Below are 24,923 nucleotides of genomic sequence, written 5' to 3'. Positions count from 1 at the left end.
GCGCCGGCCCGGCCGCGCTACTTGGTGAAATCGTCGTATTTGATCAGATGCACCTTGCCATCCGTTATCTTCACCACCGAATAGCCGTGCAGTCCGTCGCCCTTGTCATCGAAATTATAGACGCCTTCGACACCTTTGTAGCCCTTGACCGCCCGGATCCCTTTCTGGATGGCAGGACCGGAGGTGCCGTCCTTCGCGATCACCCGCGAGAGCACGTTGATCGCATCATAGACCCATCCGCCGAACAGATCGGGTTCGGAATGATAAGCGGCGGTGTATTTGGCGGTGAATGCCTTGGCCTGCGGATTGCCATTCGCCACGAAATCCGACACGCCATAGGTGCCGTTCACGGCCGGTCCGGCAAGCTGGATGCATACGGCGGTGGCGATCGAAGGGGAACCCATGATCTGGATTTTCAGGCCGAGCTGGCGCAGCTGCTTGAGCATCTGCGCTTCATCCTCGGCATTCGTCATGTAGGTGGCCAGCAGATTCGCCCCCGAGCTTTTGATTTTCTCGAGGAAGGAGGTGTAGTCCCGCGTCGCGGTGGTATAGCCCTGGTCGCTGACGACCGGTGTCTTGTCCTTGGCGAAGGCGGTTTTCAGCAGCTCGTTGCCGGCGGAGCCGAACGCATCGGTATCGTATAAAATCGCGACCTTCTTCGCACCCATCGAGTCCACCGCGTAGCCGGCCATCGCTTGCGAGGCATAGGTATCGTTCGGGCGGAAGCGGAACACCCATTGATTGCCGACATGGGTAAGCATCGGATCGGTGCCGCCGATCATGGTCGGAATTTTGTCACGCGCCACGTAAGGCAGCGTCGCGTTCACGATCGTGCTGCGCACCGAGCCGATGATGGCGATGATATTCTGATTCGAGGCGAGTTTTTCATAAGCCGAGACGCCGGCTTGATTCTTGCCCTGGTCATCCTCGATGAACAGCTTGATTTTCTTGCCGTTGATGCCGCCCTTGGCGTTGATTTCATTGACCGCGAGTTTGGCACCATCGACTTTGTGCTTGCCGCTGAGCGCGGCCGGACCGGTGAGATCGGCGATCAGGCCGATATCGATCGTCTTGGCGGCCTGCGCGGTGGCTATGCCGAGCGTGGCTGCGAAAACAGCTGCACTGACGAGGCCGGTTTGGATCTTGATTGTCATGTTCGTTTCCCGTTCTGATCGATTTAATTTTTCAGGCTGATCGATTGGTGTCGATCGTATATTAAATTCAATCCTCTCCGCAAGGGGCGGACGCGGGAGCGTACGGGAGAGAAGGTGTTCTTTTTTGTGAACAAAAAAGAAGCAAAAAAAACTTCACCAACTTGGCCCGTGCCCGCGATACCGCCCATGCCCCAAATTAAAAAAAGTTTTTTGCTTCTTTTTTACAAAAAAGACGTCTTCTCTTGTTACCCTTCCTACATCACCGCCCCAATCTGCCAAGGCACGAATTCATTATCGCCATAGCCGAGGATCTCGGATTTCGTCGCAGTACCCGAGGCAATCTCGAGCAGCCGGTCGAAAATCTGCTGGCCTTTGGCCGCGATGCTGACACCATCGAGGATATCGCCGCAATCGATATCCATATCCGATTCCATCCGGCGATACAGATCGCTGTTGGTCGCGAGTTTCAGGCTCGGCACCGGCTTGCAGCCGAAGGCCGAACCACGACCGGTCGTGAAGCACAGAATATTGGCACCCCCCGCCACCTGGCCGGTGGCCGAGACCGGGTCGTACCCCGGCGTGTCCATGAAAACGAGGCCCCGCCCGGTCACCGGCTCAGCATAGCGAACAACGCCACTCAGCGGTACGCTGCCGCCTTTCGCAACCGCGCCAAGCGATTTTTCCAAAATCGTGGTCAGCCCGCCAGCCTTGTTGCCGGGCGATGGGTTGTTGTTCATTTCATCGCCGGTGCGTGCAACGTAGCGTCGCCACCAGTCGATCCGCGCGAGCAGATCATCGGCCACGCGCTGGCTCGCTGCCCGCCGCACCAGCAGATGCTCCGCCCCATAGATTTCCGGCGTCTCGGACAAAATCGCCGTACCGCCCTGCCGCACCAGAATATCGACCGCAGCCCCCAGCGCGGGGTTGGCGGTCAGGCCGGAATAGGCGTCCGAGCCGCCGCACTGCAGCGCCAGAATTAGTTCGGATGCCGGAATGGTGCTGCGCGTCGCCGCATTGGCGATCGGCGCCATATCGCGCAGGGCCGCGAGCCCGGCGGCTATTGTGGCCGGCGTACCGCCGCTCTCCTGAATCGTCATCGATCGAAACGCATCGCCCTCGGCGATACCATAGGCCGCTTTCATCCGCGCGATCTGAAACACTTCGCATCCCAGGCCGACGAACAGGACCGCGGCAATATTCGGGTTGCAGGCGGTGCCCCACAGGGTGCGTTCGAGCGTCTCGAACCCCTCGCCGTTCGCGGCCATGCCGCAGCCGGTACCGTGGGTGAGCGGTACGATGCCGTCGATATTCGGATAGGCGTCGAGCAGGCCGGTCTTTTCGGCCTGGCGCACGATCTGGCGCGCAACCGTCGCGGCGCAGTTCACCGAACTCAGGATCGCAAGGTAGTTACGCGTGCCCGCACGGCCATTGGCGCGGCGGAACCCCTGAAACGAGGCGGCTGGCTCAACCACGGCGGTGGGTTGGGACTCGACCTGATACTCACGGTCGAACTCGTGCAGCGTCACGTTATGCTCATGCACCCAGGCGCCCGGCGCAATCGCCTGACCGGCGAAGCCGATGATCTGGCCGAATTTATGGATCGCGGCACCCGGTGCGATTGCGGTGCTCGCCATTTTATGACCGCGCGGAATCCGCTCGGTCGCCGTTATTCCCGCCACGACGCTGCCGCTGGCGAGCGGCTCGAGGGCAACCAGAACATTGTCATCATGGTGCAGCCGCATGGTGGCCGGTCTTGTCATCGCTTGCCTCGAAACTGTGCCGTGTCTCGCCTGTCTGCCGGATTTTCGTCGGCTCGGCCAGTATGGCCGGGATCGCGGCGCGATGCGCTTTTTACAAACATCACCCCATCGCCTACCTCGACCCGATGTGTTCGCTCATTCTCTCCTTCGTGCCGGCCGCCACCTGGCCCCTCGTGATCGCCGCCAATCGCGATGAACGGCTCGATCGCCCGTGGGACCCGCCTGGCCGGTTTTGGCCCGGGGTGATCGCCGGGCGCGATCGGCTGGCCGGCGGCACCTGGCTCGGCGTCAATCAGCACGGCGTCATCGCGGCGGTGCTGAACCGCACCGCGAGCCTCGGCCCGGCTCCGGGTAAATCAAGCCGCGGCGACCTGCCGCTGATCGCCCTGCGGGGCAGGACCGCCGCCGCCGCGGCGGATCACATCGTCGCTTTGAACGCGGGCTCATACCGCGGCTTCAACATGCTGATCGCCGATGCCACCGGCGGCTTTCTGATCCGCGGCCTCGAATCCGGCGCGCCCGAGGCTGCATCGGTCGCACCAGGTATCACCATGATCACGGCCGGCGATCCGAACGATGCCGCCAACCCGCGCATCGCGCGCTACAAACCCCGATTCGAGGCTGCCCCCCGCCCCGACCCGTCAACCAATGACTGGTCCGATTGGACCGCTCTGCTCGCAGACCAGACCCCACCGGCGGAAACCAGCCTCAACGTCGCCCCGCACGACGGGTTCGGCACCGTCTCATCGTGCCTCGTCGCGCTGGCCCCCGAGGCCACGCTATTTCAGTTTGCCGCGGGCCCGCCCGACCGCACCGCCTTTATGCCTGTCAGCCTGGAACCATGGCCGTAGGCGGGCACCCCGCCGCGGGTTGAAGCGCGGGCTCAATGCGTGCCGGGGTGCCTGGCCAGCCAGCGGCGCATCTGTTTGATTTCGTGATCCTGCGATTTGATGATGTTGCGCGCCATGCGCTTCAGAAACGGCGATTTCCCATATTTCAGTTCCGTCTGAGCCATCGCCACCGCCGCTTCATGGTGCGGCACCATCATCATGACGAAATCCTGGTCGGTCTTGCCGGTCATCGGCATCGATTTCGTCGCCTGGTCCATCTGCTGCATCGCGCCGACGAATGATTGATCAGCCGGCGTCATGCTCGTCTGGCCCCATGCGACCGGCGCCGCTGCCAGCAGGGTCAGTCCGGCGAAAAACGCGACGTGGCGGATTGTCATGAGCAGTCTCCTGAACCGATGAACGCGAACGCTGCTGGCACGTGGGCGTGCCCCATCATCCTTTCAACGCCGGGCCTTCCGCGCACGCTCTTCGTCCCCCATCGGTCGGGCCGGCCCTGACACCCCTCGTCCCACAGCCCGAACTCGGGCATAGGGGAGGGATAAAAATTTGCAGGAGCGACCATGAACCGAGCCTCGTTCTACATCCCCCTGGGTCTGGCCGTGCTGGCTTGTAGCGGCATGGCGCAGGCGGCGCCGGAGACATTGCAGCTCACGCCCGGCAATATGCTGGCGCAGACGCATTCGGGCGCCATTCTGTTCACGGTGACCGGCACGTACCGCCAGCTTGCCGGCACGCTCCAGTTCGATCCGGTGGCGAAGACCTGTTCGGTCGATGTCACGTTCCAGACCCGCAGCCTCGCTCTGCCCAACGCGATCATTCGGGGCCAGGTGATGGCGAAGGATTTTCTCGACCCCGACAAATACCCGACCTCGCGCTATGTCGGCACCTGCACCAAGGGCGGCACGGTGCTGGCGGGCGAATTGACCAATCATGGCCAGACCCATCGGTTTGACATGGCCGTGACCTACCGGATGGTCGACGGCAAACTGGCCGATATCGACACGGCGGGATCGTTCAACCGGTTCCACTGGGGTCTCACCGGCCAGTCGATGACCGTGAGCAAAATGATCCGGGTGACCAATAAAATCTCGCTCGACGGCAAGCCGCCTGCCTGACCGCGGCCCATGGGCAAACTGATCTGGCTCGCCGCCTACCCCAAATCGGGCAACACCTGGCTGCGCGCCTTCATCCATAACTACCTGACCGACCGCGCGACGCCATACGACATCAACCGTCTGACCGATCTGACCACCGGCGAGAGTGGGGCGGCGCTGTATCACCGCCACGATCCACGGCCCGCGCGCACCTATCGGACGTCTGAACTGGCGCGGCTCCGCCCGCTGGTTCATCGCGACCTGATGGGGACGGATGCGGCGCGGGTGTTCGTCAAGACCCATAACGCGGCAATCATGAGCCATGGTGTCGCCCTGATCACGCCCGAGGTGACGGACCGCGCGATCTATCTGGTGCGCGACCCGCGCGACGTGGTGGTGTCGTATGCGGCGCATCTGGGGATCACGCTCGATGCAATGATCGCGCTGCTGGCGGACGACCGGGCGGTGAGCGGCGGTGATGATCGCAAGGTGCTGGAGTTCATCGGCTCCTGGTCGCGCCATGTCGCTTCATGGACCGCCGATCCCCATCCGAAACTGCTGGTTTTGCGCTACGAGGATCTGCTGGACGACCCGGCGGACGGGTTCGGCGATGTGGTGCGGTTTCTGGGCGCGACGCCCGACGCCGCCCGGCTCGAACGCGCAATCGCGGCAAGCCGGTTTGCCGCCCTTGCCGCCCAGGAGCAGGCGCATGGCTTTGCCGAACGCCCGGTCACCGCCGCCGCGTTTTTTCGCAACGGCACCGCCGGCCAGTGGCGCACGGCGCTCAGCCCGGCGCAGCGGCGGCGGATCGAGCGCGATCACGCCGTGCAGATGCGCCGGTTTCGCTACCGCGATCAATAACCCTTCGAAAAATCAACCAGGGTCGGCGGGTCGCGCCCTTCGGCCAGCGTGGCAAGGTTGGCGAAAAACAGCGCGAGCGTCGCGGCATTGTAATGATCCGGATCATCGGATGAGATATGCGGCGTAATGATCAGATTCTCCGCCGTCCACACCGGATCGCCCGGCGGGATCGGCTCGGCGGCAAACACGTCGAGCACGGCGCCGGCGATGGCATGGGTGTTCAGCGCCGCAATCAGCGCCGCCTGATCGACCAGACCGCCACGACCGATGTTGATCACCCCGGCATGGGCCGGCAGCAGCGCAATTCGCCGCGCATCGAGCAGGTGGTGCGTCGCGTGGGTGAGCGGGCAGGCGAGGATCAGAAAATCGCTGGTGGGCAGCACGGTATCCAGGGCCGCGATCGGCAGCGTCTCGTCGCAATCGGGGTGCGGATCGGTCCCGAACCGGATGCCGGTGACATGGATGCCGAATTGCCGCGCCCGCCGCGCCGCCCCGCCACCGAGGCCGCCGACGCCCACAATGGTCGCCCGCCGCCCCGCCACCACGCCCGAGGGCCGGCGCTGCCAGCGCTGCGCGCGTTGATCGGCCGCAAAGCGCTGCATCTGCGTGGTGAGCATCAGCATCGCCATGATCGCGAATTCACCGGCGCGGTCGGCATGCACGCCGCGATTGTTCAGCAGCTTCACCCCGGCCGGGATCATATCGAACGGCGCCAGCGCATCGACACCCGCGGCCGTGGACTGAATGAGTTTAAGCTGCGGTGCCGCCATCAGGTCGAGCCGCCGCACCGCGCCCGGTGTGGCGATCAGCACGTCGAGCGTTGCGGCCGCGGCCTCGTAATCGGCGATGCTGGCCCCCACGGTCAGCCGATGCCCCTGTCCGGCGGGCCCCGCCAACGCCGCCGCCGCATGAAACTCTTCCGCTGTCAATTTCAGAAACGGGCTGTCGGGAAACTCGTGGATATGGATGTGCATGCTCAACCCTGTTGGTGGAAACCGAAATGCAGCAGCAGGAACAGCATACCACCGATCAGAAACCCAACCAGCGTGCCGTTGACCCTGATGAACTGCAAATCCCTGCCCACCCGGAGTTCAAGCTTGTCCGTGATGGTTTCGGCATCCCAATTGCCGACGACGCGGCCGATGAACCCGGCAATCTCGACCTGTGCCGCCGGCAGCAGCCGCGCCACCACCGCCCCCGCCGCGGCGGAAATCCGCGCGCGCGTGCCGGGGTCATCGCGCAGCATGGTGCCCAGATTGGCGAGAATCGTATCGATCAGCGCCACGCTATGCCCGCCCGGCCGCCCGGCATCCTGTGCGATGGCATCGCGCAGCCGGGCCCAGATGTCGCGCCCCCACGCCCGCATGCTCTCGTGCGTGACCATGCCGCGCAGCGCCGCGCCAAGTTCCGCCGCCCGTGCCGGATCTTCGGTCAGGCGGACGATCTCGCGGCCAACCCATTCATCGAAGGCCGCCCGCAATTCCGATCCGTCCGGCCGGACCCGGTCGAGTTCGGTGTTCAGCGTGCTCACCACTTTCGAGGCGATATTGGCGCCGACCGCCCAGCCCACCAGCACACCGCCCTGCTCGCGCACCCGCTCGCGCACGATCTGCTTCAAATCCGCCTCGCGGGTCTGCAGCATGGCGCGCAATTGTTCCAGTATGAACGAAAATACCTCCTGGTGCCGACCGCTCTGCACCAATGAGGCAAGCGCGCGCGCCACCACGCGCCCGGCCGCCGGACCACCGGCGATGCGCGGCAGCAACCTGGTGAACAGGCGTCGCAAACGCCCGTCCTCGACCGATTGCAGCAGCCTCGGCAGGGACCCCGCGATCGCCTCGGCCATCGGCCGCGCCATTGCCGGATCGGCCAGAAACCGGCCAAGCAGATCAGGAATATCGAGCCCTGCCAGAAACCGCGCGACATCGGCCTCGGTAAAGACGTGATTGGCGACGAACCGGCCCAGCGCGCCGCCCAGGCGCTCTTTCTGCGCCGGCAGAATCGCGGTGTGCGGAATCGGCAGCCCCAGCGGATGGCGGAACAGCGCGGTGACCGCGAACCAGTCGGCAATGCCGCCGATCACGCCGGCCTTGGCGGCATCGCGCAGAAACAACGCGCCCAGCGTGGGCGGCAGCCAATAGGCAAAAGCCGCCAGCACTGCCATGACCACGAGCAAACCGCTGGCGAAGGCACGGTGACGGGCAAGGGACCGGCGCAACGGCAGGTCGGGATCGGTCTCGATGATCGGTCGTGGCATCGGCGTGATGTGGCCTGCGGTACCGCAATCGGCAAGCGGTCCCTTATGGTCTGCTAAGGCGGTCGATCAGGGTAAGGAAGAGTCTTCTTTTTTGTGAACAAAAAAGAAGCAAAAAAAACTTTGTAAATTTGAGACCGTGCCCGTGAAACCGGCGATACCCCAAATTAAGGAAAGTTTTTTGCTTCTTTTTTACAAAAAAGACGCCTTCCTCGCCTCGCTCCGGCTACCCCTACAGTTTTCCTTGCCGAGTCCCCCGCAACCGGCGCAGATTTGCGCCGGAGGAACGTGCCATGGTCATGCGCAATGCAGGCCGGGTGAAAGCCCCGGGTGAACTGGGCGGCCAACCCCACGAATCGGGGGGCTGGCGGCCAAGTCAGGACCGCGAGCGACTATCGCCGGGCATCTGGATCGCGGGTTTTGTCCTGGCGGGTGCGGTACTGGCCTTGATGGCGGCGTTGTTCGGCGTCGGATAACGGCGCCCTATGGGCAAATCCGGCCGGTCGGGTCTAATCTTGCGGCATGGACAGCAATCACACCCAAATCCAGGCTGAACTCGACGGGTTGATCGGGCGCACCGCTTTGGTCAGCGATGTCGTTTCCCCCCATCGCATCGCCGCGCTCGCGGCAACCCTCGATACCGATGCCCCGGCCGATGGCACCGTGCCGCCGCTCTGGCATTGGGTGTTGTTTCAGGACTGGCAGAAATGGAGCACGCTCGGCCCCGATGGCCATGCGGCGCGCGGCGAGTTCATGCCCGCCATCGCAGGAATGGAACGGCGGATGTGGGCCGGCAGCGCGGTCACGTTTCATCGCAGCCTGCGCGTTGGTGAGGCGGTGGAGCGCCGCTCCAGCATCGCCGGTGCAACGCTCAAACAGGGCCGCACCGGCACGCTCGCCTTCATCCAGTTGCGCCATGACATCGGCCCCGCCGGCGAGACGGCCATCACCGAATTGCAGGATGTGGTGTACCGCGCCGCGGATGATCCGGCCGTCAGCGCGGCGGTGCCCGAACCGGTGCCGCCGGCGGCGCGCACCCGCAGCGTGATGCCGGACGCGCTGACGCTGTTTCGCTATTCGGCGGTAACCGGCAATTCCCATCGCATTCACTATGATTACGAATATGTCACCGGGGTCGAACATTATCCTGGTCTCGTGGTGCAGGGCGCATTGCAGGCGACCTGGCTCGCCGATTTCGCCCGCACCTGCCGCAACCAGGCGCCAATCCGCGCCTTCGCCTTCCGGGCGCGGCGCGCGGTGTTTCAGGGCAAGGCGCTGACCCTGGCCGCAATCGACGGGCCGGACGGGCTCGATCTGACGCTGCGCGACAGCAGCGGTGCGGTGTGCATGGCCGGCACGGCGCGGTAATGCCGTTTCTGACCGAACCCGAACCGCCACGAGGCATCGCGCTGGAGGTGCTGCCGGGCATTCGCCGCATCGTGGCGCGCAATCCCGGCATCATGACCTATCACGGCACCAACACCTACCTGATCGCCGCGGCGGACGGGTTGACCGTGCTCGACCCCGGGCCCGACGACCCGGCCCATGTGCGCGATATTCTGGCGGCGGCCGGCACGCTGCCGATCAAGCGCATCCTGCTGTCGCACACCCATCACGATCACCTGGGGGCCACGGCGGCGCTGCAATCGGCCACCGGCGCACGAACCTACGGGTTCGAGCGTGCGGCGGCCCTGCATTTCACGCCCGATCACCCGCTCGCGGATGGCGATGCCGTGGCCGGGCTGACCGCGGTGCACACGCCGGGCCACGCCAGCGATCATCTGGCATTCGCCTATCAGGACATATTATTCAGCGCCGATCACGTGATGTCGTGGTCATCCTCGATCGTCAATCCGCCGGATGGCGACATGCAGGCGTATTATGCCTCGTTGCAGCGCCTGCTGGACCGGGCGGACCGGCTCTATCTGCCCGGTCACGGGCCGGCACTGCCCGAACCCCGGAGCCTGGTCGAGGAGATGCTGGCGCATCGGCGCAAGCGCGAGAGCGCGATTCTCGAAGCCCTGCACGGCGCCCCGGCTTCAGTGGCCGATCTGGCGGCACGGCTCTACGCAAAGCAGAACCCGATGCTGAAGATCGCCGCCGAGCGCAATGTGCTGGCGCATCTGCTCAAGCTGCGCGCGGAGGGGTTTGCAGCCGAGCACGGCGCGGTGTGGCACGCCACCTGACCGATATCACGGATACGTGACATTGCGCCACCCGCACCCTATATCGATGGGCCAACCCGTGATGGAGCGTCCCGATGACTGCCATGAAATCTAGCCTCGCTGCCGCCGTCGCCCTGGTCGCGCTCAGCGGTTTCAATCTGGCCCAGGCCAAGGGCTGCCTGAAGGGTGCCGTGGTCGGCGGCGTCGCCGGTCACTACGCGCACCACCATGCCGTGATCGGCGCGGTCGGCGGTTGCATTGCCGGACATGAACTGGCGAAGCATCGCGCCAAACTTGCGCGCGAGAAAGCCGCCCAGCAGCACGCCAACGGCGCCAACTGAGCGGGACCCGCAAAAGAAAAAGGCCGGCCCCTCGCGGGGTCGGCCTTTTTTCATGAATACAAGCCGGCGCTCAGGCGCTCAACCGCGCCTGGACGGCGTTGCGTTGCTCGGCGCGCTGCTCGGAGACCTGCGTCTTCATCGATTTCTGCAGTTTCTCGAACGCCCGCACCTCGATCTGGCGAACCCGCTCGCGCGAGATGTTATATTGCTGCGACAGATCCTCGAGCGTCGTCGGCTCGTCCTTCAGCCGGCGCTGGATCAGAATGTGGCGCTCCCGATCATTCAACGTCTTCAGGGCATTGGTCAGCAAAGCGCGCCGGCCGGTCATCTCCTCGCGATCGCCGATGCTCTCTTCCTGGCTCTCCTGATCATCGACCAGCCAGTCCTGCCATTCACCCTCGCCATCCATGCGGATCGGCGCGTTCAGGCTATGATCGGGCGCGGCAAGGCGGCGGTTCATGCTGACCACGTCCTGCTCGGGCACGCCGAGCACGCGCGCAACCTTGGCCACCTGTTCAGGCTGCATGTCGCCGTCCTCGATCGCCTGCATCTGCCCCTTCAGGCGGCGCAGGTTGAAGAACAGCTTCTTCTGCGAGGCGGTGGTGCCCATTTTCACCAGCGACCAGGAATGCAGGATATATTCCTGGATCGCAGCGCGGATCCACCACATGGCATACGTTGCCAGCCGGAAACCGCGTTCCGGATCGAACCGCTTGACCGCCTGCATCATGCCGACATTGCCCTCGGAAATCAGCTCACCGAGCGGCAAACCATAGCCGCGGTACCCCATCGCGATCTTCGCCACCAGCCGCAGATGCGACGTGACCAGCTTGTGAGCCGCCTTGTGGTCCTCATGATCGCGCCAGGCGCGCGCCAGACGGTCCTCTTCTTCGGGAGCCAGCATGGGGTATTTGCGGATTTCCTGCAGATACCTGGAAAGATTGCCCTCGCTCGGGGCCATCGTACTCATTCCGGAGGCCATTGTTCGAATTCCTCTCGACTACTTCGCGTCGTCGTTGTTTGCGTCGTCCATACTACCAGACCAGCCACCGTTCGGATGCGCAACGGCCGAACCCGCGTGATGCCTCGTCTCTTATGAAGATTGGTATACACCCGATCCGCCCGATTATGTATCACGGTTCCGTGATAACCCCTGAAAACGCCGTAATTGGCTCGCAATCTGGCCAATTTCGAGAATTATTCACTTGACAGTGGTTTCCATAACTCGGTCATTGCCGCGTTTTTACCCCGGCGAAGGCGGAATTGTCAACAAATAAGACCTGCAAGGTCCGGTATAAGATTAGTGCAAAATGGTTATGAACCGGTCAACAGGTCAACTAACGCACTGAAATCCGCCGGCGGCGGCGTTTCGAACCGCAACGCGGCGCCCGTGCGCGGATGCACGAAGCCAAGGCTCGCCGCATGAAGCGCCTGGCGGGGAAAATCGAGCAGAACCGACCGCGCAGGCTCCGCGATGTGCGCCGCCGCGGCCGGTCGCCGCCGCAGATAGACGGGATCGCCGACCACCGGATGGCCGATATGGGCCAGATGAACCCTGATCTGATGGGTCCGCCCGGTCGCCAGCCGGCATTCCAGCAGCGTCGCGCCCAGGCCGAAACGCTGCACGGCCGTGAAATGGGTCAGAGCAAACCTACCGCCGCGCGTCACCACCGCCATGCGCTTGCGCTCGCGCGGATCGCGTCCGATCGGCGCCTCGATCGCGCCGGCGGCCGATGCGGGCGCGCCCCAGCAAAGCGCCAGGTAGTGCCGTTCCAGGTCCCGTGCCGCAAACGCCTCGGACAGCGCATGATGCGCAAGCTCGGTCTTCGCCACCACCATGACGCCGGACGTGTCCTTGTCCAGCCGATGCACGATCCCCGGGCGCTTCTCACCGCCGATACCCGCAAGACTGTCACCGCAATGCGCGATCAAAGCATTGACCAGCGTGCCGTCCAGATTGCCCGGCGCCGGGTGCACGACCAGACCGGCCGGCTTGTCGAGCACGATCAGATCGCCGTCCTCATACAGAATCGGAAACGGGATCGCCTGCCCCTGCGGCGTCGCCGGCAGCGGCGCCGGAATGGCGATGCGATAGACCGAACCCGCCCGCACCGGCGCCGCCGGCGTCGCCGCCGGCGCATCATCGCAGGTGACCAGCCCCTCCTCGATCAGCGTTTTGACGCGCGAGCGCGACATGCCGTCGAGCCGGCCGGCCAAAAACCGGTCGAGCCGCTCGCCCTGGTCCTCCGCCGTGGCGCAAACCGCCAGATTGCCGTACAGCGAGGCCGGATCACGCAGGAACGGATGGGATGGATCAGACTCGGGACTCACGGAAATCGGCACCGGACGTAAGGGGTTTGAAGGCGCTGGTGATCGGCATGGGCGTGCTCATCGTGCTGGGCACCGCCCTGGTCATCGGGGTTGTGGTCAAACGCATGGTCGAGTCAACCGCCACCCCGGGCACATCTGCGGCGCGGCCGGCGGCGGTTCCGGGCGCGGCACCGTTCCGGACCGTGCTGCCCGCGGCACCCGGCGCAACCATCACCGGCCTCGCCGCGTCGGGCGGGGTGATCGCCATCTGGGTACACGACGACAAGGGTGGCCGCGTCGATTTCATCGATCCGCGCACCGGCGCACTGCTCGGCAGCGCGACCGCGCCATGAAGGGCAAGGCCGCCCTGCCGAGCAAGCCCTGCGCCGCCTGCGGCCGGCCGTTCACCTGGCGGCGCAAATGGGCACGCGACTGGGACAATGTGCGCTTCTGCTCGGACGCCTGCCGCACCGGCAAACGCGATGCCGCCATTCAGCGCCAACGGCGCACGACCCCCTGAACCGCCCGCCACCCCGATCCACCCGCTAAACTTTGCACCGCCCGCTTGATGGCAGCGTCAATCTCGATTATCACCCCTCTCAGTATCGTCCCGTTCGTCTAGAGGCCTAGGACACTGCCCTTTCACGGCGGCAACACCGGTTCGAATCCGGTACGGGATACCACGCTCCATCGAGCCCTCACCGGCCATCTCCGTCCATCCCTGCAGACTGCGCACGTCATGATCACGGCATGGACGGGCGCGGGCACACACGTTTCCGCCGCACCGGCAAGACTTCCAGGCGGTGCCGGCAAACAGCGGGCCGATCTCCGACGCTCAGCGGCGCCATGAGGGTCCTGGACCACGCTGACAGCCCGCGCCTAGCCCGCGATCACGCAGAACGTCCTCTCCTGCCCGTTCACGCCCGCAATCGCGCCGATCGCCACCGCGCATGCCCCACCACCCCTCACCGGGAAGGCAGTCGCATCCAGCCGCTGTGGGTCAACGCTGCCGGCCCGGCTTGCGGATCGTCTGCAAATATCGCGTCCCGCAGCGCCTATTGATAATGGGCGCTGTCCCCACCCGTCACGTCGAACGTCGCACCGCTGATCATCCGCGCCGCGTCCGATGCCAGAAACGCAATCACCGGCGCGACATCCTCGGGTTCGATCCACGGCACACCCAGCGGTGTCTTCGCAATCAACCCATCGCGCGCGCTCGCTTCATCCGCCGCCTCATCCCCGCTGGGCGCCTTGCCCGCCTCCTGCAATGCCTGCGCATAGCGGCTTTCATGCCGTGTCAGCGGCGTGTCGATCAGGCCGGGAATCACGGCATTCACCGTGATGCCATGAGCACCAAGCTCGAGCGCGGCGGATTTCATCAACCCGATGATCCCCCATTTGGACGCTGAATACGCCGCCCCGAACTTCGTCCCATGCCGCCCCTGTGTCGACGAGGACACAATGATCCGCCCGCCCCCGCGCTGCGCGGTATGCGAAACGATCCCCGGCGCAAAGGCGCGAATCGCATTGGCGGTGCCGGTGAGATTGACGTCGATCTGATCATGCCAATCGACATCCGCCATTTCCAGCAGCGGCTTGAAGGCCTGAATGCCCGCATTGGCGAACAGGATATCGATCCCGCCGAACCGCGCGCACGCCTCGTCCGCACAGCGGCGCAACGCGGCGAGATCGCGCTGATCCGCGGTCAAACCCAGAAACGCCCGTCCCATGGCACCGACCGCCGTACCGGTCTGCGCCAGCTCGTCCGGCGTGGCCACCCGCACCTCGAGCGCCGGGCTGACCGGCCCCGCGATGTCGATACCCACGATATCCGCGCCGGCACCGGCCAGCGCGATCGCCGCCGCCCGGCCGATCCCCCGCGCCGCACCGGTTACGACCGCGACGCGCCCGTCGAGACGCAGACGATCGGCATAAGAACGGTCCATGTCACGCACTCCCTCTCTCGTCACCCGCGGCAGATGGCGAGACCGGCCGGCAAGATCAATCCGGCCCCCAGCCCGCCGTATTGGCCGTCTGCCTGACGCCGCAGCCCGATTTCCAGCGAAAACGACCCCGCGAACACAATCGCGGCATCATCGCCCCCGCGGGCGCGATCCGCGCGGCACCCAACCGAGGCTCCCGCATCGCAGATCGGTGTGCCACCTAACCCGTCGGCAATGCTGCCGCGCCAGATTTTCGATGAATGACGCAGGATTGCGTCGCGGTGACGCTGATCCGCCCATCCTTGATGACGAAGGCGCGCAGCGGCAGATCGGCGAGCGCCGCGCCGGCATCCATCGTATCGAGAATGATCAGATCCGCCTTCGCACCCCGCCGGAGCCCATAGTCCGCCGCCAGACCCATCGCGCCTGCGGCATTGGTGGTGCACATGTCGATCACATAGGCCTGATCCGCCGCCGTGCCGAACTGGCCGGCATGGGCGAGCAGATTGCCGATCAGCATCGGGTCGGCCTTGCCGAACGGGGTGAAGGCGTTGCGGATGTTGTTCGAGGAAAACGCGACGTTCACCCCGGCATCGCGCAATCGGCGGATCGGCGTGAGGCCGCGCCGCGGGCTGGCCGCATCACCCCGGCCCCCGAGGTAGAGATCGGTCGCAGGCAGGCTCACGATATGGATACCGGCTTCGGCCAACCGCTCGATGATCGGCGCCGCAGCGTCCGGCATCAAGGCTGCGAGGCTGGTGACATGGCCGAGGGTAACACGGTCGTGCCAGCCGGTTTCAATGGTGCGGCGCGCGATCAATGCGGCGGTCGCAAAGCGTGGATCGGTGGTGTCGTCGGCGAAATCGGCATGCAGGTCGAGCGGCGCACCCCAGCGTGCGGCAAGGTCGAACACGCGGTCGATATGCGCCGCCGCGTCGGCCGCGCTGGGTTCGACATAGGGGCAGCCGCCGATCACATCAGCCCCCAGCCGCATCGCCTCGTTCAGCAGATCGAGCGTGGCCGGAGCCTTGATGATCCCCTCCTGGGGGAAGGCAACGATCTGGATGTCGAGCAGATCGGCATATTCGGCCTTGAGCTCGAGCGCGGTCTCGACGCCGATCAACCCCTGGATCGGGTCGACATCAGGATGGGCGCGCAGCGCGGTGACGCCGTGCATCACCGCCATGTCGAGCACGGCACGCGAGCGGTCCAGCACATCCGCGCGCCGCTGGTGTCGCTTGAGTTCACCGGTGATGCGGATCGCCTCGGCAAGCGTGCCGGTTTGCGCGGGCATCCGGCAGTCGAGCAGAGCCTTGTCGAGATGGATATGCGGCTCGAGCAGCCCGGGCAGAGCCACGCGGCCCCCGGCCTCGATGACACGGGCGGCCGGGGCGGTGATGCCGGGCTCGATCGCGACGATGCGGCGGCCGGTGATGGCAAAATCCACCAGCACCGGGTTGCCACGGATCGATGCCTCGCGGATCAGCAGATCCATGAAATCCCCGCACACTCAGAGGACATATGCCCATCTATTAAGCGAAAATTGACTGAAATCCGATCCGATCGATGCGATCGGTGCGCAGTCCGGTGTTCGAGCCAGGCCAAGCTGACATCCTTTCTGAAAGCATTCTCTAGCACATGCGCCGTCCCCTATGCCGCACGCGACGCGTGCGCGGCAACTGGCGCAACACGTGGCACGGGATTTGCTATCGGGGAGTTGCTAACGGAACTCCAAACCGGAAAGGGGCCCGCATGTCCGTATCTCAGGCTGTTCCACAGGATATCCAGGATTATGCCGCCAGCCCGGCCGATGGCAGCCTCTATAACGCCGATCTGGCGCCGGTGCCGCAGGCCCGGCGCGACTGGACCTGGGTGAACATGTCCACCGTCTGGATGGGCATGGTCCACAACGTGGTCGCCTATGAAACCGCTGCCGGGCTGATGGCACTGGGCATGAACGCCTGGCAGGCGCTCGGCGCAACGGCGATCGCCTATATGTTTCTGTTTGTCGCGATGTGGTTCAACGCGGTGTCCGGTACGCGCTACGGCCTGCCGTTCTGCGTCCTGATCCGTGCCTCGTTCGGCCCGCGCGGGGCGCAATTGCCCGTGGTGCTGCGCGGGTTCATCGCGATTTTCTGGTTCGCCGTGCAGGCCTATGCCGGCAGCGAGGCGATCAATGCGATCCTCGGCACGTTATGGACACCATGGACCGCGCTGACCACGCCGTTTCTCGGCATGGCGCTCAATTTGTGGGTCTCGGTCGGGTTGTTCTGGGTGCTGCACGGCTGGATCGTGACGCATGGCGTACACCGGATCCGCAATTTCGAACTCTTCGCCGGCCCGCTGGTGATCCTGGTCGGCGCGATCGCGACGATCTGGGGCCTGAAGATCGGCCATGGGCTCGGCCCGCTGTTCGCCGAGCCGTCGCACCTGAGCGGAATGAAGGGATTTCTGGTCTTCGCCGACGGCGTGACCGGGCTGATCGGCGTGTGGTCCACCTTCGCGGTGAACATCCCCGATCTGTCGCGCTTCGTGCGCTCCGAACGCGATCAGGCGCTGGGGCAATTGATCGGCCTGCCGATCACCGCGGTGGTCTTCACCCTGATGAGCGTGATCGTGACATCGGCCACCGTGCTCGCCTTCGGCAAGCCGATCTGGAATCCGGTCGATCTGCTGATGGCGATCCACAACCCCTACATCCTGGTGCTGGGCGGCGTGACGATCATCATCGCGACGCTTTCGGTCAACGTCGCGGCCAATATCATGCCGGCCTGCTATGACCTGATCAATTTGTTTCCGCGCCAGCTCAACTTCGCCCGCGCCGGCATGGTGGTGCTGGTGGTCGGGCTGGCCTTCGCACCCTGGCTCTGGTTCAAAAACGCGAACAGCATCTTCCAGGTGCTGGGCGCGATCGGCGGCCTGCTCGGGCCGGTGACCGGCATCATGCTCGCCGATTTTTTCCTGGTGCGTCAGCGGAAATACGACGTCGCGGCGTTCTATCGCTACGACGGCGCCTATGCCGCGAGCGGCGGGTGGAACGTGGCCGGGCTGAGCGCGATGGCGATCGGCGGCCTCGCCGCGCTGAGCGGCTTGTTCATCCCCGGATTGGCGACGCTGTATTCGTTCTCCTGGTTCATCGGCGTCGGCGTCGGGGCCGTGGTTTATGCGGTGATGTCGCGGATGATGTATCCCGCCCCGGGCTGATCGCCATCGCGTCAGTCAGGCGGCGGCTTCGCCGCCTGGAGCCCGGGCTGGCAACCGGCGGCATATCGATCTTGCCCGCAACCCGGCGGCCGCCGCCGTCGCGCCCGGTCCGGCCACGGTCTGCCCGATGCGCGGATCGGCGGCGGGTCATCAGCCGCGCCGGGTGCGGCCCGGCCGGTCAGACAGCGGCTGTCCCGCCGGGCCGGCGCGCAAGGATCTGATTTCAGTCTGCCGCGGCCAGACCTAAATCGATTTCCCACCCGACCTGTATCAATTTGTTAACCTGGCCGGATTATAGATAACGCATGACCGGACCACGGCAACCACCGCCGCACTCGCCAGGACGCTCCATGATCGATGCCGTGGGAATGCCCATCGTCGTCATGCTGTTATCCGCGGCCGCGGTTTTCGGGCTGATCATGGAACCGTCGTCCCGTGGTCCGGTCGCGGCAGTGTTTCCCCCGTGGTGGCCGGCCGCTCACGCGTTCGGGGCCGCGGCGTCGGCAGGGCGGGTCATCGGCTTCGGCGGCTACCCGTTCGTCGTGATTGCGCTGCCGCGCCACCGCCAGGACCTGCTGCAGGCGGGCGCGTGGTTTCTGCTCGATGCTGAGGCGTTCAAAGCCTGCGGATGATTTCATGTTAGGACCCCATCGACCATGACTGACGACCTGTCTCGGATACGGCAAATGGCAAACCGGCTGATGGTGCCCCTGCTATGGCTCCATGTCCCGGTGATCGGGTCGATCGTCTGGCTCAGCGGTCGCGACTGGGCCAGTGCCTGTGCCCTCGCGATCCTGATCAACGCCGTCACGACGGGTGCCTGGAAAATCCGCCCCGATGCGAAATCGACCCGGCTGACCATCGCCGTCGCGTATATCGCGATGGTCTCGCTGATCGTCGCCAGCGCCAGGGGCAGCTACCTGCAGATCGACGCGCATATGTATTTTTTCGCCGCGCTCGCGATCCTTGCGATCTATTGCGATCGGGACGTCGTGCTGGCAGCGGCCGGAGCCATCGCGATCCAGCATCTGGTCATGAATTTCCTGGTCCCGGCCCTGGTCTTTCCCGGCGGCGGCAACATGACGAGGGTCCTGCTCCACGCCGCAGTTGTCGTTCTCGAAACGATCGCGCTCGTCTGGATCATCGGCCAGATCAATGCCGCCCTCGGTCAGGCTGCGGCGCGCCTTGCCGAGAGTGCCGCGGCGGCAAAAGCGGTCGCCGCTGCCGAGGCGGAGGCGTCCACCCAGCGGTCCCGGATCGAGACGGATCGCATCGCCGCGGAGGCCCTCCGCTCAACAGGCGCCGAACAACAATCACTGGTCGTGAGCCATATCGCCGCCGGCTTGAGCCGACTGGCCGGCGGCGACCTCCATCAATCCCTCGCCGTGCCGTTCAGCGCGGCGTACGAGACCTTGCGGGTCGATTTCAATCAAGCGGTCACCGAACTGCGTGCCGCGGTGACCGAGATTGGTCTGGCATCGCGCGCGATCGATGCCGGCAATGGCCAGATCGCCGCCGCGTCCGACGATCTGGCCCGGCGAACCGAACAACAGGCCGCAACACTCGAACAGACGGCAGCGGCACTCGACGAAATCGTGGGGGTCGTGCGCAATGCGGCGGACAGCGCCCAGAACGCGCGGCAACTGGTCGCCGGCACCCGGGCGGATGCCGAACGATCCGGCGCCGTCGTCAGCAACGCGGTCACCGCGATGGATGGAATCGCGACATCGTCACAACAGATCAGTCAGATCATCGGCGTGATCGACGAAATCGCCTTTCAGACCAACCTGCTGGCACTGAATGCCGGGATCGAGGCGGCCCGGGCCGGCGATGCCGGGCGCGGCTTTGCGGTGGTCGCCTCCGAAGTCCGGACACTGGCACTCCGTTCGACCGATGCGGCCCGTGAAATCAAGCTTCTGATCGGCAATGCTGAAACTCAGGTCAAGAACGGCGTCGCCCTGGTGAATGATGCCGGTCAGGCGCTCAGTCACATCTTCGAGCAGGTGGCCAAAATCGACCAGGTGGTCGCGACGATCGCCGGGACGGCGCAGGATCAGGCGGGCCGGCTCGGCCAGGTGAACGCCGCAATCAATCAGATGGATCAGGCGACCCAGCAAACCGCGGCGATGGTCGAACAGACCACGGCAGCGGCACGCGGCCTGTCAGCCGAAACCGGCAATCTCACGCGCCTGATCGCGCGGTTCAAAATCAACGACGCGGCGCCGCTGGCCGATGCGGCACACACCGCGCCGCGCAATCGGCAGGCGGATCGCGTCGTCACCGCAGGGCCCGCCCGTGGCGCCAAACGAGCGGTCAGCGCCCCGATGCCAGCCATCGCCGCGGGCGGCTGACCCGACGTGTCACTCATGCGCCGGCCATGGTCCATCGCCCGCGCACTCGCGCTCACCACCCTCGGCATCACAATGAGTGGCGCGGCCGGCGCGGCCAATATCCACGCCACGATCGATCCATTGTTTGCACTGACCGGACGTGGCGATCAGCCGTTCACATCCAGGGATGTTCATGGCCGCTTCCTGCTGATCTATTTTGGCTACACGCGATGCCCGGACCAATGTCCGCTGACCATGGCGACCATCGCCGCCGCCATGCGATTGCTCGGCCCGCGAGCAGCACGGGTCCAGCCGGTTTTCATCACGATCGATCCAAGGCGGGACACGGTGCGGTTGGTCGACGCCTACGTCCGGCTGTTCGGCAATCGCTTCATCGGGCTGACCGGCAGCGTGAAGGCGATCACCAAGGCGGAGTCCGCATTCCATGTCTATGTCGAAACAAATAACCCGAATCCCGGCCAGATATCGCATGGCAGCCTGCTCTACGTGGTCGGCCCGTCGGGACGGCTTCGGACCGCATTGAGCGGCAAACTGACCGCGCAACAACTCGCCTTAGCCCTGTCCACCATGATCGGCGCAGCGGCATCACCCGACCAGGTGCACTGATCGGCCACCCCCGACGAACAAAAGTTTTTTGCTTCTTTTTTACAAAAAAGAAGCGCTTCCTTTCTTCCTTCCTTCCCTGACTTTTTCCTTTCTCACCCCCCGCCCGCCATGGTTTACGTACGGTCATGATCGCAAACGCGCCGTTCATGCCTGCCGACCCGACCGAGCGCTTCACGGTGATCTTCCGTGCCCTGCAGCGCTCGGTCGCGGACAACGGCTACCGCCTCAAAATCCACGGCCCGCTCATCGTCCTGATCTGGAACTACCTCGCCCGCCAGATCGCCCGCTTCGCCCGCATCGCATCCCGCCCACCCCAATCTCCCCGCACCCGCACCCGCGCTCCCAAACCGGTCGAGCGCGAACCCGCCACCCCCAATCCCAACCCCAAACCACCCCTCACCCTGCCGCGCGGCTTCGCCTGGCTGATCCGCCTGTTGCCCAACGGCCCCGCCACCGTCGTCGCCGGTGCCGCCGCCCGCGCCGATCTCCAGCTTTTCATGGAAGACCCCATCGTGCTGGAGCTGCTGGCCACCCACCCCAGCCTCGGCCGCATCCTCCGCCCCCTCCACACCATGCTCGGCCTGCGTCCCCCCCAGATCATCAAACGCCCCAGAAAACCCCGGAGCGAACCCACCAACCCCGCCACCCCCCGCCCCAAACGCCCCCGCCCCAAGCGCCAGCCCGACTTCATGGCCCAATACAAAGTCAACCCCGACGGCAGCATCGACTTCACCCCCGAACAACTCCGCGACATCCTCGGCCCACCGCCACCACCCGTCCCCCCCTGGCACCACCCTTTCGTGCCCTCGTTCGACGCCAAAAAAATGTGGCGCAAAGGCCCACGGGGCTGATGCACGCCTAATTCGTTACGATATTATAACGAATTAGGCGTGCATCAGCCTCGCCACAGACCGGGCCGGAAAACCCATCCGGCCAGCGCAACCTGATCACCACCGCCCGGCGTTGCTCCTCTGTACCGCACAACCGATCAAATCTAGATATCGTGGCTGGCCGGATTTTCGGGCCGTGGTGCGGTTTACGCGGCGAGGATGAACCAGCCTGACGCCGCGAGCATGCCGGCGAGGCCGATGCGCAGGAGGGTTTCGGGCGTGCGGCTGGCGGCGATGCTGCCGAGGATAATGCCGGGGATCGAGCCGAGTAGCAGCGGCAACAGCAAGCTGAGGGAGACGGTGCCGAGCATCCAATGGCCAATGCCGGCGAGCAGGGTGAGCGGCACGGCGTGGGCCAGATCGGAGCCGACGACGCGGGCGGCCGGCATGCGCGGGTAGAGCAGCATCAGTGCGACCGTGCCGAGCGCACCAGAGCCGACCGACGTGATGCTGACCAGAATGCCGAGCACAAACCCAAGGCCGATGGTGAGCCCGGTGCGCGGGGCGATGGGGGGTGCATTCGTTACTGTGTGGTCGTGGCGGATGGTTTTGATCAGCCAGGGGCGGATCAGCAAGGCGGTGGCGGCGAGAATGAGCACCACGCCAAGAATGAGCGCGCTGATATGGTTGGCGAGCGCACCATGGACGCCGAGAGAGCCGAGACACGCCAAGGCCAGACCCGCCCCCGGCAGGCTGCCGGACGCGAGGCGCCATACGAGGCGCCAATCCACGGTATGACCAAGCCCATGCACCGCCGCGCCGACCGATTTGGTCGCGGCGGCAAACAACAGATCGGTGCCGATCGCGCCGGATGGATGGACGCCGAACAGAAGAATGAGCAGCGGCGTCATCAAAGCACCGCCGCCGACGCCGGTGAGACCGACAATGCCCCCGACCACAAACCCCGCGAGAATTTCCGGCGTGTTCATTCGCCGTGTCTAGCACGAAATTGACGGCGGGCGGGGAAATTGACCGGGATCATGCTGGGGTTGGGCTGGGAGATCGGCCCGTTGAAGTATAGTCGAGGCTGGGGTGGATTGCCGGTTTGTCGATTTATCGGGAATGGGCCATGGGCCTTAGTCGATCAGGAAGGCAAGTACTTCTTTTTTGTAAAAAAGAAGCAAAAAACTTTTGGGAGTCTGGGTGTGGGGGTCGTGCCGCGCTTTATGCTGGTTCAGTGCAGCTTTGTGAGTTGAAGACGCGCTCGGTGGATGGCGGGTGACGCGTCAACATGGCTGAGGGCTTGATCGGGCGCGGCATAAAACCACCGCCGCAGTTGGGGCAGCGGCCATGGAGACGATCTTCGACACATGCGGCGCAGAAAGTGCATTCATAGCTGCAGATGCGGGCTTCGGCGGCGCTTGGCGGAAGATCGCGGTTGCAGCATTCGCAGCTGGGTCGAAGTTGCAGCATGGTTGGGTACGATGGCTGGGGTTGGACGCCACGATGCGCTGGGGATTTAGTCGGTGGCAAGGGCAAATCCCGTGGGACGAGGGACGGCAGTTATTGACTGTCATCCGTTCCCTGCGCGGGCGTGCCGGCTTACCGTCAGTTGCGGCCCAGTGGATTGCGGTGAATGTCGTCTTGGCTTCCTTGTCCGTCGATCACGCGCATTTTGCGGCGGCTCCGGTTTTTTGGACAGGTGTTTAAGCTAAGGCTGGCCGGTCGAGAGAGGAGCCAGAGATGGGCGTAAAGAGGAAGCAGCACGGGGCGGAGTTCAAAGCTCGTGTGGCGATGGCGGCGCTGTCGGGGGAGAAGACCCTGGCGGAGTTGTCGGCGGAATTTGGGGTTCATGCGACGATGATCAGCGCGTGGAAGCAGGAGCTGGTGAAGCGCGCGGGGGAATTATTCGAGCGCGGCAACAAGGCGGCCGTTGCCGAGGATGCGCAGAAGATGATCGATGATCTGCACCGCAAGATCGGCCAGTTGCAGGTTGAGCGGGATTTTCTTGCCGGGCAGCCCGCCATCTCCCGACTGCTGAGAGGCGGGCGATGATTACGCCGAACGCGGAGCTGTCCATCAACCGGCAATGCGCACTTCTCGGTGTTGCGCGCAGCAGTTTTTATCATCGGCCGCGGGCGGAGTCGGCGGAGGAGATCGATCTGCTGGCCCGTCTTGACCGGATTTTCACCGACCATCCGGTCTACGGCAGCCGCCGGTTGCAGGTGGCGTTGGAGCGAGAGGGAATTTTGGTCGGTCGCCGGCGGATCCGGCGCTTGATGAAAAAACTCGGCCTCTGCGCGGTCCGGCCAAAGCCCAACACAAGCAAGCCCAACCACGAGCACAAGATCTACCCCTATCTGCTGCGCGACAAGGTGATCGACCGGCCCAATCAGGTCTGGGCAACCGACATCACCTACAGTGCGCCTCGTCCCGGATGGTCCGGGGAGCGTATGTCTGGAATGCAAAGGAGAAAAGGAGGAAAATGAAGAATGCCTTGCCCTCTGCTGTGGGAGGGCATGAGCCCAAGCGGCGGTGACCTGCCGTCAACTGGCAGGGTGACGTAGCCCGCAGGTAAAGGGGATTGAGGCGAAGCCGTTACGCCGAGATGATCTCCGAGGCTGTAGCGCTGGAAGGTTGAGGAACACGAACCGGTTAACCCGCATCCGAGGGCTGAAATGTCGCCTTCGCCTACACGGCTTAACAGGCGGAATGCTGATGATGGCGCCGGAGATGTATGTCGGCGGCATCCGAACGCTGGCAGAAATGTAGCCTGCTCGCGGGGAGACATGGAGAGAACACAGCCAGGCCATGTCATCGGCATCGACTTGCAGGACGCAAGGACAAGGACTGCGACCGGCAACCTCCCCAGCGCGTGAAAGTCCAGCATATGAACGAGGGAAGGCATGATGGAATGCCAAGGGAGTTGACCCTGATGTCCATCATGCTGGCGGAGTCTCCGTAGTAGTCCGCGGCAGGGAAAGCCTGCCACATGGCGAAGGGGGACAGTTCAACTGCTTGGAGTGCAGACTACCTGGCCCAATGAGGTGAAGACCTTTGATAATCAGTGAAATGCAACACAAGCTCGCGACATGGGCAGAGAGCGATGGGAACCGAAGGTTCGATCGTCTACTCAGGCTCATTGCCAATCGGACGTGGCTTGCCGAAGCTGCCCGGATCGTGCTGGCGTCGAGTGGCG

The 24,923-nt window shown here is 64.5% G+C and carries 29 protein-coding genes and 1 tRNA gene; 19 read left to right on the top strand and 11 right to left on the bottom strand.

From position 1 onward, the window contains the following. Positions 1-17: 17 nt before the first annotated feature. Positions 18-1,154, bottom strand: a complete 1,137-nt coding sequence (locus AruPA_RS12750; protein WP_265637084.1) for an ABC transporter substrate-binding protein — start codon at positions 1,152-1,154, stop codon at positions 18-20. Between the two features lie 254 nt (positions 1,155-1,408). Next, positions 1,409-2,914 carry a UxaA family hydrolase gene (locus AruPA_RS12745; RefSeq protein ID WP_265637083.1) on the bottom strand — a complete coding sequence of 502 codons (1,506 nt, stop codon included), beginning with the start codon at positions 2,912-2,914 and terminating at the stop codon, positions 1,409-1,411. 125 nt (positions 2,915-3,039) lie between these two features. Here AruPA_RS12745 and AruPA_RS12740 point away from each other — a divergent pair, with 125 nt between their 5' ends. Next, positions 3,040-3,765 (top strand): NRDE family protein, encoded by a 726-nt coding sequence (locus AruPA_RS12740; protein WP_265637199.1) that lies wholly within the window; start codon positions 3,040-3,042, stop codon positions 3,763-3,765. Positions 3,766-3,797: 32 nt separating this feature from the next. On the opposite strand, the gene AruPA_RS12735 is transcribed toward AruPA_RS12740, so the two are convergent. Further along, the gene (locus AruPA_RS12735) at positions 3,798-4,142 is read right to left on the bottom strand and encodes a DUF305 domain-containing protein (protein WP_265637082.1); all 345 of its coding nucleotides are present in this window, start codon (positions 4,140-4,142) and stop codon (positions 3,798-3,800) included. Between the two features lie 183 nt (positions 4,143-4,325). On the opposite strand from AruPA_RS12735, the gene AruPA_RS12730 reads away from it, so the two are divergent. Both AruPA_RS12730 and AruPA_RS12725 read left to right on the top strand, forming a co-directional pair. Continuing rightward, the gene (locus AruPA_RS12730) at positions 4,326-4,880 is read left to right on the top strand and encodes a YceI family protein (protein WP_265637081.1); all 555 of its coding nucleotides are present in this window, start codon (positions 4,326-4,328) and stop codon (positions 4,878-4,880) included. Positions 4,881-4,889: 9 nt separating this feature from the next. Then, positions 4,890-5,720 (top strand): sulfotransferase domain-containing protein, encoded by an 831-nt coding sequence (locus AruPA_RS12725; RefSeq protein WP_265637080.1) that lies wholly within the window; start codon positions 4,890-4,892, stop codon positions 5,718-5,720. Here AruPA_RS12725 and AruPA_RS12720 read toward each other — a convergent pair. Together AruPA_RS12720 and AruPA_RS12715 are read right to left on the bottom strand one after the other, a co-directional pair. After that, on the bottom strand, positions 5,714-6,694 hold the full coding sequence (locus AruPA_RS12720; RefSeq protein ID WP_265637079.1) for a D-2-hydroxyacid dehydrogenase: 981 nt from the start codon (positions 6,692-6,694) through the stop codon (positions 5,714-5,716). The two genes, AruPA_RS12725 and AruPA_RS12720, sit on opposite strands and share 7 nt — an antisense overlap. 2 nt (positions 6,695-6,696) lie before the next feature. Beyond that, positions 6,697-7,977 carry a DUF445 domain-containing protein gene (locus tag AruPA_RS12715; RefSeq protein ID WP_265637078.1) on the bottom strand — a complete coding sequence of 427 codons (1,281 nt, stop codon included), beginning with the start codon at positions 7,975-7,977 and terminating at the stop codon, positions 6,697-6,699. A gap of 290 nt (positions 7,978-8,267) precedes the next feature. On the opposite strand from AruPA_RS12715, the gene AruPA_RS12710 reads away from it, so the two are divergent. The 4 genes from AruPA_RS12710 (at position 8,268) to AruPA_RS12695 (ending at position 10,480) form a co-directional block, all read left to right on the top strand. Next, positions 8,268-8,450: a hypothetical protein gene (locus AruPA_RS12710; RefSeq protein WP_265637077.1), complete on the top strand. Its 183-nt coding sequence runs from the start codon at positions 8,268-8,270 to the stop codon at positions 8,448-8,450. Positions 8,451-8,496: 46 nt separating this feature from the next. Next, complete coding sequence (locus AruPA_RS12705) at positions 8,497-9,342, top strand: MaoC family dehydratase N-terminal domain-containing protein (RefSeq protein WP_265637076.1); 846 nt, start codon at positions 8,497-8,499, stop codon at positions 9,340-9,342. Continuing rightward, complete coding sequence (locus tag AruPA_RS12700) at positions 9,342-10,160, top strand: MBL fold metallo-hydrolase (protein ID WP_265637075.1); 819 nt, start codon at positions 9,342-9,344, stop codon at positions 10,158-10,160. The genes AruPA_RS12705 and AruPA_RS12700 overlap by 1 nt, the downstream gene beginning before the upstream one ends. A gap of 74 nt (positions 10,161-10,234) precedes the next feature. Continuing rightward, positions 10,235-10,480, top strand: coding sequence for a hypothetical protein (locus tag AruPA_RS12695; protein ID WP_265637074.1), 246 nt, complete (start codon positions 10,235-10,237; stop codon positions 10,478-10,480). Between the two features lie 70 nt (positions 10,481-10,550). Here the strand turns inward: AruPA_RS12695 and rpoH are convergent, their stop codons facing one another. After that, positions 10,551-11,441 (bottom strand): RNA polymerase sigma factor RpoH, encoded by an 891-nt coding sequence (gene rpoH / locus AruPA_RS12690; RefSeq protein ID WP_265637198.1) that lies wholly within the window; start codon positions 11,439-11,441, stop codon positions 10,551-10,553. 353 nt (positions 11,442-11,794) lie between these two features. Beyond that, positions 11,795-12,778: an RluA family pseudouridine synthase gene (locus AruPA_RS12685; RefSeq protein WP_265637197.1), complete on the bottom strand. Its 984-nt coding sequence runs from the start codon at positions 12,776-12,778 to the stop codon at positions 11,795-11,797. Positions 12,779-12,789: 11 nt separating this feature from the next. On the opposite strand from AruPA_RS12685, the gene AruPA_RS12680 reads away from it, so the two are divergent. The 3 genes from AruPA_RS12680 to AruPA_RS12670 all read left to right on the top strand — a co-directional run bounded on the left by AruPA_RS12680 (position 12,790) and on the right by AruPA_RS12670 (position 13,473). Continuing rightward, positions 12,790-13,143, top strand: a complete 354-nt coding sequence (locus tag AruPA_RS12680; RefSeq protein WP_265637073.1) for a hypothetical protein — start codon at positions 12,790-12,792, stop codon at positions 13,141-13,143. Further along, positions 13,140-13,310, top strand: coding sequence for a DUF2256 domain-containing protein (locus AruPA_RS12675; protein WP_265637072.1), 171 nt, complete (start codon positions 13,140-13,142; stop codon positions 13,308-13,310). Before AruPA_RS12680 ends, AruPA_RS12675 begins: the two co-directional genes overlap by 4 nt. 87 nt (positions 13,311-13,397) lie before the next feature. Beyond that, positions 13,398-13,473: transfer RNA gene (locus tag AruPA_RS12670), tRNA-Glu, on the top strand. Positions 13,474-13,845: 372 nt separating this feature from the next. Here AruPA_RS12670 and AruPA_RS12665 read toward each other — a convergent pair. Together AruPA_RS12665 and AruPA_RS12660 are read right to left on the bottom strand one after the other, a co-directional pair. Then, positions 13,846-14,736 carry an SDR family NAD(P)-dependent oxidoreductase gene (locus tag AruPA_RS12665; RefSeq protein ID WP_265637071.1) on the bottom strand — a complete coding sequence of 297 codons (891 nt, stop codon included), beginning with the start codon at positions 14,734-14,736 and terminating at the stop codon, positions 13,846-13,848. Positions 14,737-14,953: 217 nt separating this feature from the next. After that, positions 14,954-16,228 (bottom strand): amidohydrolase family protein, encoded by a 1,275-nt coding sequence (locus tag AruPA_RS12660; protein WP_265637070.1) that lies wholly within the window; start codon positions 16,226-16,228, stop codon positions 14,954-14,956. Positions 16,229-16,485: 257 nt separating this feature from the next. On the opposite strand from AruPA_RS12660, the gene AruPA_RS12655 reads away from it, so the two are divergent. The 5 genes from AruPA_RS12655 (at position 16,486) to AruPA_RS12635 (ending at position 21,745) form a co-directional block, all read left to right on the top strand. Further along, positions 16,486-17,937 carry an NCS1 family nucleobase:cation symporter-1 gene (locus tag AruPA_RS12655; RefSeq protein WP_265637069.1) on the top strand — a complete coding sequence of 484 codons (1,452 nt, stop codon included), beginning with the start codon at positions 16,486-16,488 and terminating at the stop codon, positions 17,935-17,937. 350 nt (positions 17,938-18,287) lie between these two features. Beyond that, on the top strand, positions 18,288-18,569 hold the full coding sequence (locus AruPA_RS12650) for a hypothetical protein (protein ID WP_265637068.1): 282 nt from the start codon (positions 18,288-18,290) through the stop codon (positions 18,567-18,569). Between the two features lie 54 nt (positions 18,570-18,623). Then, positions 18,624-20,288 carry a methyl-accepting chemotaxis protein gene (locus AruPA_RS12645; RefSeq protein WP_265637067.1) on the top strand — a complete coding sequence of 555 codons (1,665 nt, stop codon included), beginning with the start codon at positions 18,624-18,626 and terminating at the stop codon, positions 20,286-20,288. Positions 20,289-20,303: 15 nt separating this feature from the next. Beyond that, positions 20,304-20,894, top strand: a complete 591-nt coding sequence (locus AruPA_RS12640; protein ID WP_265637196.1) for an SCO family protein — start codon at positions 20,304-20,306, stop codon at positions 20,892-20,894. Between the two features lie 125 nt (positions 20,895-21,019). Beyond that, complete coding sequence (locus AruPA_RS12635; protein ID WP_265637066.1) at positions 21,020-21,745, top strand: hypothetical protein; 726 nt, start codon at positions 21,020-21,022, stop codon at positions 21,743-21,745. Between the two features lie 185 nt (positions 21,746-21,930). Here AruPA_RS12635 and AruPA_RS12630 read toward each other — a convergent pair whose 3' ends face one another. Further along, on the bottom strand, positions 21,931-22,713 hold the full coding sequence (locus AruPA_RS12630; RefSeq protein WP_265637065.1) for a sulfite exporter TauE/SafE family protein: 783 nt from the start codon (positions 22,711-22,713) through the stop codon (positions 21,931-21,933). A 39-nt stretch (positions 22,714-22,752) separates the two neighbouring features. Between AruPA_RS12630 and AruPA_RS12625 the strand changes: the two genes are divergently transcribed. Next, on the top strand, positions 22,753-22,980 hold the full coding sequence (locus AruPA_RS12625) for a hypothetical protein (protein WP_265637204.1): 228 nt from the start codon (positions 22,753-22,755) through the stop codon (positions 22,978-22,980). On the opposite strand, the gene AruPA_RS12620 is transcribed toward AruPA_RS12625, so the two are convergent. Further along, positions 22,949-23,194, bottom strand: coding sequence for a DUF1272 domain-containing protein (locus AruPA_RS12620; RefSeq protein ID WP_265637194.1), 246 nt, complete (start codon positions 23,192-23,194; stop codon positions 22,949-22,951). The genes AruPA_RS12625 and AruPA_RS12620 overlap by 32 nt on opposite strands. Here AruPA_RS12620 and AruPA_RS12615 point away from each other — a divergent pair. Genes AruPA_RS12615 through AruPA_RS12605 form a run of 3 tightly spaced genes read left to right on the top strand, consistent with a single transcriptional unit; the run spans position 23,075 to position 24,213 of the window. After that, positions 23,075-23,434 (top strand): hypothetical protein, encoded by a 360-nt coding sequence (locus AruPA_RS12615; protein WP_265637203.1) that lies wholly within the window; start codon positions 23,075-23,077, stop codon positions 23,432-23,434. The genes AruPA_RS12620 and AruPA_RS12615 overlap by 120 nt on opposite strands. Positions 23,435-23,467: 33 nt before the next feature. Continuing rightward, the gene (locus AruPA_RS12610) at positions 23,468-23,779 is read left to right on the top strand and encodes a hypothetical protein (RefSeq protein ID WP_265637064.1); all 312 of its coding nucleotides are present in this window, start codon (positions 23,468-23,470) and stop codon (positions 23,777-23,779) included. Beyond that, positions 23,776-24,213: an IS3 family transposase gene (locus tag AruPA_RS12605; RefSeq protein ID WP_265637063.1), complete on the top strand. Its 438-nt coding sequence runs from the start codon at positions 23,776-23,778 to the stop codon at positions 24,211-24,213. The genes AruPA_RS12610 and AruPA_RS12605 overlap by 4 nt, the downstream gene beginning before the upstream one ends. The last annotated feature ends 710 nt before the right edge of the window (positions 24,214-24,923 follow it).

Origin of the sequence: Acidiphilium sp. PA, from assembly GCF_026191915.1 — a bacterium.
Classification (GTDB): Bacteria; Pseudomonadota; Alphaproteobacteria; order Acetobacterales; family Acetobacteraceae; genus Acidiphilium.
Note: the sequence above shows the minus strand (reverse complement) of the source record. Positions and strands in the feature narration are given on the sequence as shown.

Excerpts from the sequence above, each read along its gene's own strand:
- AruPA_RS12750 (WP_265637084.1), bottom strand. The coding sequence starts at position 1,154 with ATGACAATCAAGATCCAAACCGGCCTCGTCAGTGCAGCTGTTTTCGCA.
- AruPA_RS12745 (WP_265637083.1), bottom strand. The coding sequence starts at position 2,914 with ATGACAAGACCGGCCACCATGCGGCTGCACCATGATGACAATGTTCTG.
- AruPA_RS12740 (WP_265637199.1), top strand. The coding sequence starts at position 3,040 with ATGTGTTCGCTCATTCTCTCCTTCGTGCCGGCCGCCACCTGGCCCCTC.
- AruPA_RS12735 (WP_265637082.1), bottom strand. The coding sequence starts at position 4,142 with ATGACAATCCGCCACGTCGCGTTTTTCGCCGGACTGACCCTGCTGGCA.
- AruPA_RS12730 (WP_265637081.1), top strand. The coding sequence starts at position 4,326 with ATGAACCGAGCCTCGTTCTACATCCCCCTGGGTCTGGCCGTGCTGGCT.
- AruPA_RS12725 (WP_265637080.1), top strand. The coding sequence starts at position 4,890 with ATGGGCAAACTGATCTGGCTCGCCGCCTACCCCAAATCGGGCAACACC.
- AruPA_RS12720 (WP_265637079.1), bottom strand. The coding sequence starts at position 6,694 with ATGCACATCCATATCCACGAGTTTCCCGACAGCCCGTTTCTGAAATTG.
- AruPA_RS12715 (WP_265637078.1), bottom strand. The coding sequence starts at position 7,977 with ATGCCACGACCGATCATCGAGACCGATCCCGACCTGCCGTTGCGCCGG.
- AruPA_RS12710 (WP_265637077.1), top strand. The coding sequence starts at position 8,268 with ATGGTCATGCGCAATGCAGGCCGGGTGAAAGCCCCGGGTGAACTGGGC.
- AruPA_RS12705 (WP_265637076.1), top strand. The coding sequence starts at position 8,497 with ATGGACAGCAATCACACCCAAATCCAGGCTGAACTCGACGGGTTGATC.
- AruPA_RS12700 (WP_265637075.1), top strand. The coding sequence starts at position 9,342 with ATGCCGTTTCTGACCGAACCCGAACCGCCACGAGGCATCGCGCTGGAG.
- AruPA_RS12695 (WP_265637074.1), top strand. The coding sequence starts at position 10,235 with ATGACTGCCATGAAATCTAGCCTCGCTGCCGCCGTCGCCCTGGTCGCG.
- rpoH (WP_265637198.1), bottom strand. The coding sequence starts at position 11,441 with ATGGCCCCGAGCGAGGGCAATCTTTCCAGGTATCTGCAGGAAATCCGC.
- AruPA_RS12680 (WP_265637073.1), top strand. The coding sequence starts at position 12,790 with ATGGATCAGACTCGGGACTCACGGAAATCGGCACCGGACGTAAGGGGT.
- AruPA_RS12675 (WP_265637072.1), top strand. The coding sequence starts at position 13,140 with ATGAAGGGCAAGGCCGCCCTGCCGAGCAAGCCCTGCGCCGCCTGCGGC.
- AruPA_RS12665 (WP_265637071.1), bottom strand. The coding sequence starts at position 14,736 with ATGGACCGTTCTTATGCCGATCGTCTGCGTCTCGACGGGCGCGTCGCG.
- AruPA_RS12660 (WP_265637070.1), bottom strand. The coding sequence starts at position 16,228 with ATGGATCTGCTGATCCGCGAGGCATCGATCCGTGGCAACCCGGTGCTG.
- AruPA_RS12655 (WP_265637069.1), top strand. The coding sequence starts at position 16,486 with ATGTCCGTATCTCAGGCTGTTCCACAGGATATCCAGGATTATGCCGCC.
- AruPA_RS12650 (WP_265637068.1), top strand. The coding sequence starts at position 18,288 with ATGATCGATGCCGTGGGAATGCCCATCGTCGTCATGCTGTTATCCGCG.
- AruPA_RS12645 (WP_265637067.1), top strand. The coding sequence starts at position 18,624 with ATGGCAAACCGGCTGATGGTGCCCCTGCTATGGCTCCATGTCCCGGTG.
- AruPA_RS12640 (WP_265637196.1), top strand. The coding sequence starts at position 20,304 with ATGCGCCGGCCATGGTCCATCGCCCGCGCACTCGCGCTCACCACCCTC.
- AruPA_RS12635 (WP_265637066.1), top strand. The coding sequence starts at position 21,020 with ATGATCGCAAACGCGCCGTTCATGCCTGCCGACCCGACCGAGCGCTTC.
- AruPA_RS12630 (WP_265637065.1), bottom strand. The coding sequence starts at position 22,713 with ATGAACACGCCGGAAATTCTCGCGGGGTTTGTGGTCGGGGGCATTGTC.
- AruPA_RS12615 (WP_265637203.1), top strand. The coding sequence starts at position 23,075 with ATGGAGACGATCTTCGACACATGCGGCGCAGAAAGTGCATTCATAGCT.
- AruPA_RS12610 (WP_265637064.1), top strand. The coding sequence starts at position 23,468 with ATGGGCGTAAAGAGGAAGCAGCACGGGGCGGAGTTCAAAGCTCGTGTG.
- AruPA_RS12605 (WP_265637063.1), top strand. The coding sequence starts at position 23,776 with ATGATTACGCCGAACGCGGAGCTGTCCATCAACCGGCAATGCGCACTT.